The sequence below is a fragment of the Marinobacter subterrani genome, assembly GCF_001045555.1.
GTDB lineage: Bacteria > Pseudomonadota > Gammaproteobacteria > Pseudomonadales > Oleiphilaceae > Marinobacter > Marinobacter subterrani.
In genome coordinates this window covers 995,013-1,006,609 of sequence record NZ_LFBU01000002.1, presented here as the reverse complement: position 1 = coordinate 1,006,609, position 11,597 = coordinate 995,013, and the positions used below count along the sequence as shown (strand labels likewise).

Annotated in this window: 11 protein-coding genes; 3 read left to right on the top strand and 8 right to left on the bottom strand. The window is 59.7% G+C overall.

From position 1 onward, the window contains the following. Positions 1–69: 69 nt before the first annotated feature. Both msub_RS20540 and mpl read right to left on the bottom strand, forming a co-directional pair. A complete protein-coding gene (locus msub_RS20540) occupies positions 70–717 on the bottom strand; it encodes a flavin prenyltransferase UbiX (protein WP_048497949.1) in 648 nt (215 codons plus the stop codon). Positions 718–759: 42 nt separating this feature from the next. Next, positions 760–2,154: a UDP-N-acetylmuramate:L-alanyl-gamma-D-glutamyl-meso-diaminopimelate ligase gene (gene mpl, locus msub_RS20535; protein WP_048497948.1), complete on the bottom strand. Its 1,395-nt coding sequence runs from the start codon at positions 2,152–2,154 to the stop codon at positions 760–762. Positions 2,155–2,309: 155 nt separating this feature from the next. Between mpl and msub_RS20530 the strand changes: the two genes are divergently transcribed. Continuing rightward, positions 2,310–3,572, top strand: a complete 1,263-nt coding sequence (locus tag msub_RS20530; protein WP_048497947.1) for a 6-phosphofructokinase — start codon at positions 2,310–2,312, stop codon at positions 3,570–3,572. A gap of 87 nt (positions 3,573–3,659) precedes the next feature. Here msub_RS20530 and msub_RS20525 read toward each other — a convergent pair whose 3' ends face one another. Both msub_RS20525 and msub_RS20520 read right to left on the bottom strand, forming a co-directional pair. After that, positions 3,660–3,902 (bottom strand): GrxA family glutaredoxin, encoded by a 243-nt coding sequence (locus tag msub_RS20525; protein WP_048497946.1) that lies wholly within the window; start codon positions 3,900–3,902, stop codon positions 3,660–3,662. 168 nt (positions 3,903–4,070) lie between these two features. After that, positions 4,071–6,197: a methyl-accepting chemotaxis protein gene (locus tag msub_RS20520; protein ID WP_048497945.1), complete on the bottom strand. Its 2,127-nt coding sequence runs from the start codon at positions 6,195–6,197 to the stop codon at positions 4,071–4,073. Positions 6,198–6,257: 60 nt separating this feature from the next. Here msub_RS20520 and msub_RS20515 point away from each other — a divergent pair, with 60 nt between their 5' ends. Continuing rightward, a complete protein-coding gene (locus msub_RS20515; protein ID WP_048497944.1) occupies positions 6,258–6,701 on the top strand; it encodes a YqaA family protein in 444 nt (147 codons plus the stop codon). Here msub_RS20515 and msub_RS20510 read toward each other — a convergent pair. Beyond that, complete coding sequence (locus msub_RS20510; RefSeq protein WP_048497943.1) at positions 6,641–8,086, bottom strand: ABC1 kinase family protein; 1,446 nt, start codon at positions 8,084–8,086, stop codon at positions 6,641–6,643. The genes msub_RS20515 and msub_RS20510 overlap by 61 nt on opposite strands. Positions 8,087–8,340: 254 nt before the next feature. Between msub_RS20510 and msub_RS20505 the strand changes: the two genes are divergently transcribed. Further along, complete coding sequence (locus tag msub_RS20505; RefSeq protein WP_048497942.1) at positions 8,341–9,411, top strand: GGDEF domain-containing protein; 1,071 nt, start codon at positions 8,341–8,343, stop codon at positions 9,409–9,411. Between the two features lie 21 nt (positions 9,412–9,432). On the opposite strand, the gene lipB is transcribed toward msub_RS20505, so the two are convergent. The 3 genes from lipB to msub_RS20490 are packed head-to-tail and all read right to left on the bottom strand — an operon-like array spanning position 9,433 to position 11,543. After that, positions 9,433–10,071, bottom strand: coding sequence for a lipoyl(octanoyl) transferase LipB (lipB, locus tag msub_RS20500; RefSeq protein ID WP_048497941.1), 639 nt, complete (start codon positions 10,069–10,071; stop codon positions 9,433–9,435). Positions 10,072–10,076: 5 nt separating this feature from the next. Beyond that, positions 10,077–10,346, bottom strand: coding sequence for an HP0495 family protein (locus tag msub_RS20495; RefSeq protein WP_048497940.1), 270 nt, complete (start codon positions 10,344–10,346; stop codon positions 10,077–10,079). Between the two features lie 30 nt (positions 10,347–10,376). After that, positions 10,377–11,543 (bottom strand): D-alanyl-D-alanine carboxypeptidase family protein, encoded by a 1,167-nt coding sequence (locus msub_RS20490; protein ID WP_048498056.1) that lies wholly within the window; start codon positions 11,541–11,543, stop codon positions 10,377–10,379. Positions 11,544–11,597 lie beyond the last annotated feature (54 nt).

Below are 11,597 nucleotides of genomic sequence, written 5' to 3'. Positions count from 1 at the left end.
CCGGAGGCCGGCTTGCTCAATGATGAAAAGCATCAATCGGGCTGACCAAAACCATCGCCCCGAGCCCCCTCAGCCCATGCGCTTGTCCTCGGCGCGAGCTTCGCCCCAGCGGGGCATCAGGTCCTGAGGCAGGTTCAGGTGATCGAGGATACGGGCGACAATAAAATCCACCAGATCCTCGACCGACTGCGGTTTGTGGTAGAAGCCGGGGCTGGCGGGCATGATCACCGCGCCCATACGGGTCAGTTTCAGCATGTTCTCTAGGTGGACTTCCGAGAAAGGCGCCTCCCGGGGCACAAGAATCAGTGGGCGCCGTTCCTTCAGGGCCACATCACCGGCCCGCTCGATCAGGTTGTTGCTGGCACCGGTCGCCAGGGCCGAGAGCGTTCCGGTGCTGCAGGGGCAGACCACCAGTGGCGCTCTCTCCCCGGAGCCGGAAGCCGGCGGTGCAAACCAGTCTTCCCGGCCAAACACCAGCACCTGGCCAGGTTCCGCGCCGGCATAGGCAGACAGGGTTTCCTGCATCGCGGGCGGGGTTCCCGGCAGCTTGAGGTCGGTTTCCGTGGCAATCACCACCTGCGCGGCCCGGCTGACCATCACGTTCACCCGGCAGCCGGCCGAAACCAGGCACTGCAACAGGCGCAGGCCGTATTGGGCACCGGACGCGCCGGTGAAGGCCAGGTTAACGGTTGATGGCCGGTTCTGGTGATTGGTCATGGGTGTCGCCACTTGTCAGATGAAATCGCCGGGCGCGCCGGATCAGCCACGGATACGCTCAAGTTCGGCAATAAGTTTACCGTGGATACCGCCAAAGCCACCGTTGCTCATGATCACAATGTGGCAGGGACTGGGGAGATCTTCCAGGGTGCGTGCCAGCAAATCCTCCACCGTGGCCTCAACCCGGTGGAGATTGGAACCGGCGTGCAGCGCCTGCCAACCGGCAATCAGTTCCGGCAGCCAGTCCATGTTATTCAGATTGGCCCACAGAACGCGATCCGCAGTTTCCGCGCTGGGCAGCAGCGTCTGCTGATGGACACCCTGTTTCATGGTGTTGGAACGCGGCTCAATCAACGCCAGGATCGGTTCTTCACCCACCTGATTGCGTAAGCCCTCAAGGGTGGTGGCAATGGCGGTCGGATGGTGGGCAAAGTCGTCGTACACACGCACGCCGTCTATGTCTGCCAGCAACTCCATCCGCCGTTTGACACCGGAGAACCGGCAAAGCGCGGCTACCGCGTGATCGGGGGTGACACCCACATGGCGGGCGGCGGCGATGGCAGACAAGGCATTGCGGACGTTATGCAGGCCGGTCTGGCCCCACTTCAGGGTGGCCACCGGCTGCTCGTGGTGAATGACCAGAAACCGGCTGCCGTCCTCCGACAGCAGCTCGGCCCGCCAATCCGACATACGCGGGGTCTCGCTGCCAATGGCGGTGTCCTGGAGCGGGCTCCAACAGCCCATTGCCAGGGCATTATCCAGGTGGCCGTCCACCGCCGGGCGGATAATCAGGCCCTGGGAAGGAACGGTTCTTACCAGGTGGTGGAACTGGCGCTCGATGGCCTCGACGTTCTCGAAGATGTCCGCGTGGTCGAACTCCAGATTGTTCAGGATCAGGGTGTGGGGGCGGTAATGGATAAACTTGGAACGCTTGTCAAAGAAGGCGCTGTCGTATTCGTCGGCCTCGATGACGAAAAAGTCACTGTTGCCCAGCCGGGCTGACACCGGGAAATCCCGGGGCACACCGCCCACCAGATACCCGGGTTCGAACCCGGCCTGATCCAGTATCCAAAGCAACATGGATGTTGTGGTGGTCTTGCCATGGGTGCCGGCCACCGCCATGACCCAGCGGTGCCGGAGCACTTCGCGGGCCAGCCACTCGGGCCCGGACATGTAATCGATGTTGCGGTTGAGCACCGCCTCCACTTCCGGATTGCCGCGAGACATGGCGTTGCCAATCAGCACAAGGTCCGGCTGTGGTTCCAGATGCTCCGGATTGTAGCCTTCCATCAAGCTGATGCCCTGAGCCTCCAGCTGCGTGCTCATGGGCGGATACACGCCCTGGTCGGAGCCGGTCACGGTATGGCCCAGCTCCCGGGCCAGAACGGCGAGGCTGCCCATAAAGGTGCCACAGATTCCGAGAATATGAATGTGCATTCGGCGACTGCCCTCTCCATTGAAACCCGACAAGCCTCCCGTATCCGCCCCACCCCGTCAAGAGCCACGCTATCCGCAATCCTGCTCATGAAAAATGCCGGCGTTTGGCGTATCATCGGCGCCATTGTCGAACCAGCAGGAGGCTCCAGCCCGAGATGGCCATCAAGAACGCATTCTACGCTCAGTCCGGCGGCGTCACCGCCGTCATCAATGCCAGTGCCTGCGGGGTCATCCAGACTGCCCGCAAACATCCGGACAAGATCGGCAAGGTGTATGCCGGGCGCAACGGTATTATAGGAGCGCTCAGAGAAGAACTGATCGATACCAGCCTTGAAAGCGACGAAGCCATCCAGGCCCTGATTCACACGCCGGGGGGCGCCTTCGGCTCCTGTCGCCACAAGCTCAAGAACATCTCAGAGAACCGTCGCGAATACGAGCGGCTGATTGAAGTGTTCCGGGCCCACGACATCGGCTACTTTTTCTATAATGGCGGTGGCGACTCCCAGGACACGGCCTACAAGGTTTCCCAGATTGCCGACAAGATGGGCTACCCCATCACCTGCATCGGCGTCCCCAAGACTGTCGACAACGATCTGCCGTTTACCGACTGCTGCCCGGGTTTTGGTTCGGTGGCCAAATACATTGCCACCTCTACCCTCGAAGCCAGCCTCGACATCAAATCCATGTGCGAAACCTCAACCAAGGTGTTCATACTGGAAGTCATGGGGCGCCACGCGGGCTGGATTGCTGCTTCCGGCGGCCTGGCCGGCCAGGGTGAGGGCGAGCCGCCGCACATCATCCTGTTCCCGGAAATCCCGTTTGATCGGGACACCTTCCTGGCCCGGGTGGATCACTGCGTGAAGGAATATGGCTACTGTGTCGTGGTTGCGTCCGAAGGTGCCCAGTATGAAGACGGCCGGTTCCTGGCCGATGCCGGTGCCAAGGATGCGTTTGGTCATACCCAACTGGGTGGCGTTGCGCCGGCCCTGGCGAATATGGTCAAGCAGGCCCTGGGCCACAAGTACCACTGGGCGGTAGCCGACTACCTGCAGCGCAGTGCCCGGCACATTGCCTCCGCCACCGATGTGGAGCAGGCCTATGCCGTTGGCAAGGCCGCGGTGGAGATGGCTCTGGCGGGCAAACAGGCTCTGATGCCCACCATCGTTCGCGAGCAGGCAAAGCCGTACCGCTGGAAGATTGGCGAAGCGCCTCTGAGTGAAGTGGCCAACCAGGAAAAGAAGATGCCGATTCACTACATCACCGACGATGGTTTTGGCATCACCCAGGATTGCCGGGACTATCTGGAGCCCCTGATTTACGGGGAGAGTTTCCCGCCGTTCGACAATGGGCTGCCGCGGGTTGCCAAACTGCAGAATATTCTGGTCGAAAGGAAGCTGAAAACCGAGTTCCAGCTTTAGGCCGGCAGTCAGCACCGCCAGCGCATGAAAAAAAGGGCCTGACAGTCGATCTGTCAGGCCCTTTTCGTTAGCAGGGCAACGGGCAGCTTACGCGCCGTGATCTCTCAGGTAGGCATAGAACTGGTCGAACCCACCCACGTACTGGCTACCCACCAGGATCTGCGGCACCGTGTACACCGGCCGGCCAATCTTGTCAGCGATATCCTGCTTGCTCATGCCCTTCTCGATCATATCGATCCAGACATAAGGGATGTTCCTGGTCTCACACAGGCCCTTTGCCCGGACACAGAATCCGCAGCTTGATCGGCCATAAATCGTGACCTGCTCCATAGGAAGACCTCCGAAACCTGGTTGACAGTAAGTTTTGAATCTCCGGAATCCGTTGGCCAAGGATGACACGGCACTCCGGAATTGAAAATTGATGGTTTGAATCGCCGCCATAGTAGCTGACCATGCCGGGCCAGGTTAAGGCTCGCCAGCGGCTCACCGAACCCGCCATCAGGTCCTCAGACGGCCAAGTTCCCGCTCGAGGACCTGAACCTCGCTATCCAGCGCCTGGCCATTGCCCTTGACCCGGCTGGCCAGCTCTCGCAGATCATTGGCGGCATCACCAATCTGCGTGAGGTTGCGGTTGATTTCCTCACTCACCGAGCTCTGCTCCTCCGCCGCCGTGGCGACCTGGGTCACATGCTCCACAATGGTTCCGATGCGGTCGACAACGGTGGCCAGCGAATGGGCCGCTTCCTGGGTACCGTCAACGGCCGACGTCGCGCGGTTTACACCACTCTGGATCACCGAGACAGCACCGTTTACGTCCTGTTTCAGCCCGTCGATCATGGTGCTGATTTCATCGGTGGACTGCCGGGTGCGGGATGCCAGGGTACGAACCTCGTCTGCAACCACCGCAAAGCCACGCCCCTGCTCTCCGGCCCGGGCCGCCTCAATCGCCGCGTTCAGCGCCAGCAGGTTGGTCTGCTCGGCAATGGCGCGGATCACCTCCAGAATGCGGTTGATGTCTTCGCTGCGGTGGGAAACACGACCAATGGCCTTACTGGCCTCGCCCATGTCACTGGCAACCGCACTGACACCGGTCACCGCCGACGACAGCGTATCCTGGGTGAAGCGGATACCGTCCTGGGCCATTCGGGCATTGTCGGCCGCCTCGCCCGCGAAACCTGCCACCTCACCCGCTGCTGCAGACATTTCGTTCATCGCAGTCACCACACTGTCGATGTCCTGGTGCTGGCGGGCGGTCTGCTCGTCGGTCTCAACGGCAATGGCGCCGACTTCGCCGGCCTGCTGGCGGACCTTGGCGTTTACGCCCTTCAGATCGTTGATCATTTCCCGCAGCCGGGCAAGGAAGGCGTTGAACCCGCCTGCCAGGTCAATCAGTTCCGCGTGGGTGTCAATTTCCAGCTCCCGGGTCAGGTCCCCTTCGGCGCTGGCCAGATTCTTCATCCGGTCGCGGATTTCATCCAGTGGCCGGGTAACCGAGCGAACCAGCAGCACCAGCGCAATGATGGCGATTACTACCACCGCGATTCCTACCAGGGTCTGGCGGGTGGCGGTGGCGGCCACTTCAGCGGATAACAGGTCGGTGATTTCAGAGACGCTGGCCAATGCTGCCGCCCGGGGCAGTTCAATCAATAACGACCACTGGGCGCCCGGCAGGCGAATATCTACCGGGTAGGCAACGGCGAGGGTTTCGCCATCGTCATAGGTGCCCTCGCCCTGGTGCAACCCGGACAGGGTCTCGCCAAGCTCCGGCAAGGCTTCCACAAGGGGGCGACCGAGGTGCTCCTGATAATGGCTGGAGGCGGCAATCAGCCCCTTCTGGCTGAGCAGCGTTACCCGGGACTGGCCATCAAACAGTTTCTGGCTGACACTGGCGATGGTCTTTTGCAGTGTCGACAGGTTGATGTCCACCCCAACGACCCCGGCAAAGGTGCCCTCATCGAGAATCGGCACCACGAGACTGGTCATCAGCTCGGAATACCCCTTGCTGATTTCGTAATTGTAGGGCTCCATGATGCAGGGCGCTTTGGCATCCCTGGAGCACAGGTACCACTCTGCCTCACGAATACCGAACTCGTTCCTGCTGTCCAGGTATTTGGTGGCCGGATCCTCTGTGCGGCTGAACACCACATTGCCCTCGGGATCCCGGTAGTAATAGATCTCCAGGGTGCCTTCGTCACTGCTGTGTTCCTCAACACCCCCGGTAAAATAGCGATCCTGGCCATCGTAGGCGTCCGGTTCAAACTGGGCGTAGATGGAGCTCAGGCTCGGCTGCTCTTCCAGGACGGCACCGATCGTTTCCTGCAGGGCCGAACGGCTGATGCGCCCCGAACTGTCTGTCTGGATATTGCGGATAATCACATTGCGAACGACTTCCGGCGTGCGAAACGCGGTCGCAAACTGGCCGCTGACCAGCTCGCCATATTTGCCGGCGGTTGCGCCAAGCTGGTCCATCACAATACCCTGCACCGTCTCCCGGGTTTCAGCCGTCAACCGCTGCTCCATGTCCCTGAGCGACAACTGGGCCGTAACGACGATACTGACGCCCATGATCAGGAGCAGGGACACAACGAGGGCGTAAAGCTTGAAGCGGAGCGAGAACTGTTTCATCGTAACGCGAGACCTGTGGGGTGTAGAAGATTCATTTCATTTTCAAGCAAGGAGTGCCCGGTGGCTTACCTGACACTTTTCCTGACCGCGTTCGCCGCCGCCACCCTGCTGCCTGCCTACTCTGAAATCCTGCTCGGCACCATGCTCACCCAGGGCTATTCCTGGTGGTGGCTGTGGGTCTGGGCAACGCTGGGCAACACGCTTGGCTCGGTCGTTAATGGGGTTATCGGCCGGCAAGTGGATCGCTTTAAGCACAAACGCTGGTTTCCGGTCAGCGAATTACAGTTGCACAAGGCCCGGAACCGGTTCAACCGCTATGGCCAGTGGTCGTTGCTTATGGGCTGGCTGCCCCTGGGGGGCGACGCGCTGACCCTGGTGGGCGGAATCATGCGCGTGCCCTGGCTGAACTTCGTGATTCTGGTGGGAATCGGCAAGGGCGCCCGCTATGCCTTCGTACTCTGGCTGGTGGCCGAAGCATCCGGGGCATCGCCGCCCTCGCCATAGAGGTATTTACGCAGCATTGGCTCGCCATTGAACTCGGAGTTCAGAACGGCGATAAAGGTATAGACCCCGATCAGCTTGCGGTTCAGGAACACAAACTCCTTGGGCGGCACCCGGAAATACCGGCTGATGGCCGAGCGGGCCGCCTGGCGGGCAACCCGGGAGGGCAGATCGCTCTGTTTCCAGCGATATTCTCCATGGCTGTTCACGGCATAATCCGGCCACGACTCCCGGTCGCTGGACAGGGGTTCAAGAACCGACATGCACACCGACCCGAACTTCTGCAGGACTTCCTCCGGCCAGTCGGTGCTCATGAAGCGCAGTTTTACCCCGCCGTCGATTACGGCCTGCAGATCATTTTCATAGGACGCCCGGATCATCTGGATTACTGGCTGGAGGAACTCGTCCGAGTAGGACTGTACCGCCCCGAAGTCGAGCAGAACGATCCGGTCATAGCCAGAGTCCTCGCCCTCTTCTCCGGCAATCCGAATGCGGTAGTTGCCAAAGTTGGGGTCGGTCTGGATTTCACCCCAGACAAACAGCTCCCGGAAAAACAGCTCCAGAGCAGCCTTCCCCAGCGCACTGCGCCTTGCCAGTGGCAACTCCCGGACCGCCTGAGAACTCACCGAGTGCCCGTGCTCAAAAGTGGAAGCGATGATGTGGGCAGTTGAGAACTCCGGCAAAACCCTCGGTACGATAAACCGGGGGTCCGAGGCCAGCATCTGGCGGAATTTTTCGGTAGTCTTTGCCTCCAGGCGATAATCCACCTCCCGGTGCATCATCTCCCGCACTTCTTCCAGCCAGTCGTTGAATTCCGGGCCGAAGTTCACCAGCCTGGCCACCCGGAGTAACTGCGCAACGGCATTCAGATCGCTGTCTACGGCATCGTCGACACCGGGGTATTGCACCTTCAGAACCAGCTCGAGCCCGTCACTGCGGCGCACGGCCCGGTGCACCTGGCCGAGGGACGCCGCCCCGATAGGCTCCGGGTCCACCTCGAGCTCAGCAAGCCGTTCCACGCCCAGTTCGGCTTTCAGCACCCGCTCAATGGCCGGCCACTCCAGCGAGGTGGTCTGGTCCTCCAGGGTGTGCAAGGCTTCGGTCACTTCCTCGGGCAGGAAATGTTCGCCATACAGTGCCATCACCTGGCCGATCTTCACCACGCTGCCCTTGAGCTGGCCCAGTTCATCCACCAGGAAGCGCGCCTGGCTTGACAGCATCGCCCGGTGGCGCTTCTCCCGTTTTTCCTCGCTGCCGAACCAGTTGGTCGCCATGTGCGAAGCCATGCGGGTGCCTGCGAACAGGCCGGCGCGGGTCATGCTCAACCGGCGTTCGAAGCTGCCTGTCTTGATGCGGGAAACCGATTTTCCTGAACGTCTGGATGCCATGGAAGACCTGTTCGGATCAGAGAATTTCACCAGGTTTGGCGGCTTACATCATTATACGGATACTCCGGTGGGCTGACCTAACCGAAACGCCCGGGTTTGAGCGGCCGTGGAGCCAATGTAACGGGCCCCCTGCCGGTTTTAGATCTGGACCATCAGGTTGTTTACGTTTCGATACAGTCTGCACTGGCGAACCGGTCTACCATCTGGTCATACGTAAGGTCCGATACCAAATATCACAAGAACAAGACCTGAACATGTCTCAAACAACAAGAAACACGCCGGATACGGAACTTTCCCAATTTCGTGTCAAGGGCGAAATTCCTGTCCCTGTCCTGATCAACTGGCTGACAACCGTAGCCGTTCCTCTGCTGGTATTCTTTGCCTGGCGATCCGGCCTGCGAAATGATCCGGTTACACCACCATTGCTGATTGGTTTTGCAGTAATGCTGGCCGCCAACTCCCTGGTTTATTGGCTATCCAGTCACAAAACCCTCCAGCGCCGCGGGTTCATCGCGCTGATCACCGTGCTCTTTACCTACCTGGCTATTCATGCTGTGGAAGACGGCTCGGCCATTCTCTGGCTGTTCGCCTACCCGCCGATCATCTTTTACATCAGCGAAGCCCGGGTTGGAGTGGCCGCCTGCAGCGGGGGATTTGCCGCGGTTATCCTGTTGTTCAGCCCGCTGGGCGATATGCTCTTTGAACCGCCGTACAGCTCCAGCTTCCGGTTGACCATGATCTTTGCGCTGGGCTTCGAAATGGTCACCTGTTACATCCTTGACCAGAGCCGCCGCCGAAGCAAACTTGGCCTGCTAAAACTGGCCGCGGATTTCGAGTATGCCGCCAAGCACGATGCCCTGACCGGCCTGGCAAACCGCCGGGAGGCCCTCAGCCAGCTTGATGCAGAACATCAGCGCTACCTTCGGAACGGCCGCCTTTTTTCAGTCGTATTGCTGGATATCGACCTGTTCAAGAGCGTTAACGACAATTACGGACATCATGTGGGAGACGAGTTGATCACTCTGGTTGCCCAGACGCTGCGTGAACAGTGCCGCAAGGTGGACACACTGGCCCGGTGGGGCGGCGAGGAATACCTTATACTGCTTCCTGAAACCCCGTCAGAACAGGCCTTGCAGACGGCCGACAGGATTCGGCAGGCGATCTCGGAAGCGTCGGTCAATACCGGACAGGGGTTGATAAAAACCACGGTCAGTGCGGGCGTTGCAACAATCCGGAGATCCGAATCCATTGATCGACTGCTGCAGCGATCAGACGAGGCGCTTTATCAGGCCAAGTCAGAAGGGCGCAATCGTGTCTGCGGATAGGACCGAAGGCGGCCATCCGAGCTACCAACCCTGTTGAAACTCCACCGCAGAGTGTCCCAGGCCTTCCACCAGTTGGGCAACAAGGCGCCGCTGGACCTCGGGCAGGGTAATCTCCGGGACAAAATCGCGAACCTGGCACATAGCCAATCCGGCATAACCGCAGGGGTTGATCCGCCGGAAGGGCTCCATGTCCATGTCAACATTCAGCGCCAGCCCGTGGAAAGAGCACCCCCGCCGCACCCGGAGCCCGAGCGACGCAATTTTTGATGTGTCCACATAGACACCAGGGGCATCCGCTCGCGGCGCGGATTCCACGCCTAACCCGGCAAGGGTTCGGACAATCGCCTGCTCAATTTCATCCACCAGTGCACGGATGCCCATCCTGTTTCGGGTCAGATTGATCATCAGATAGATTACCAACTGGCCCGGGCCGTGATAGGTCACCTGCCCACCCCGGTCCACCTGGATCACCGGAATGTCACCCGGGGCCAGAATATGCTCGGCCTTGCCCGCCTGACCCTGGGTGTAGACCCCGGGATGCTCAAGGCACCAGAGCTCATCGGCAACGGTCTCATCCCGGTTGGCGGTAAAGGTTTTCATGGCCTCCCAGGTTTCCAGGTAGGGTTGCTCCCCCAGGGACCGGACAATCAGTTCAGGCATCGGCGTCAGAGCACCATGTGTACACGGCCACTGGCCTTGAGGTCTTCAAACAGGGCTTTGAGCTGCGCCTCCCCGGTGGCAACAATTGTCAGCTGTACCGAGGAGAAACGGCCCTTGCTGCTCTCATTCACCGAAATATCGGCTTCGCAGATGCCCGGCGCATGCTGCGCCACGACCTCAACCACGAACTCAGTGAAATCCGGTGCTGCATTACCGATCACCTTGATCACGTAGTCGCATGGAAATTCAATTTTTGGTGCTTTCGGCTGACTCATGCGGCTTCACCCCCGGGGACCAACGTCACCCTACGGCATTAACTGAATGAAAAAGAGCTTGATGGCGTCCCAGATGCGCTTGAAGAAACCGCCCTCGGGAACATCGGTCAGGGCCAGCACCGGCTGATCAACCAGCACGTCACCGTTGTAAGACACCTTGACCCGTCCGAGCTCATCCCCCACTTTGATGGGTGCCTTGATCACAGAATCAAGGTCTACCGTCGATTCAAGGCTGTCTCTGGAGCCCCGGGGAATAGTGACGTAGACATCTTCCGCCAGGCCAACCGAGATCTGATTCGCCTCGCCACCCCAGACCTTGGCCTCGATCAGCTCCTGTCCGGCCTGGAACAGACGCTCACTGTCGTAATAACGGAAGCCATAGTTCAGCATCTTCTGAATTTCCTGGGCCCGGGCCTGTGTACTGCTCGTGCCCATGACCACGGCAATAAAGCGGGTATCATCCCGCTTGGCCGAAGCCACCAGACAGTATCCGGCTTGTTCGGTATGGCCCGTTTTCAGACCATCCACACTGCTGTCACGCCACAGCAGGCTGTTCCGGTTTGGCTGCCGGATATCGTTAAAGGTGAAATGCTTTTCCGAATAGATCGAATAGTTTTCCGGATAGTCGTTAATGATGGCCCGGGCCAGAATCGCCAGATCGTACGCGGTTGAATAGTGATTCGGTGCTGGCAGCCCGGTGGCATTCTCGAAATGGGTATCTTTCATACCCAGTAACTGGGCCTGCTGATTCATGATGTCGACGAAGGCCTGCTCACTTCCGGCAATGAACTCCGCCAGCGCCACCGAGGCGTCATTGCCGGACTGGATGATCACACCCCGGAAAAGATCCTCTACGGCCACCTGGGTGCCTTCCCTGACAAAGGTCCGGGAACCTTCAGTCTTCCAGGCATTAACACTGATGGGCACCATATCGGTCATGGAGATGCGGCCTTCATCCAGCTCCCGCTCGACAATATAGGCCGTCATCATCTTGGTCAGGCTCGCAGGCGGCAGACGTTCATGGCTGTTCTCGTCCATGATGATCCGGCCGCTTTTCGGGTCCATCAGGACATAGGAACTGCCGGCAATCTGCGGCGGCGAGGGGATCAGCACCGACTGGGCCATCACCTTGGCGGTCAGGGCGAGCATCAGTACGAAGACAACGGTTAGCGTTCGGAAAGCAGATTTTAAGGCCATGGCTCCATTCATTCGTCGTTAGGTGTGTGTCTGTTTTCAGCGTGATTTCTGGTT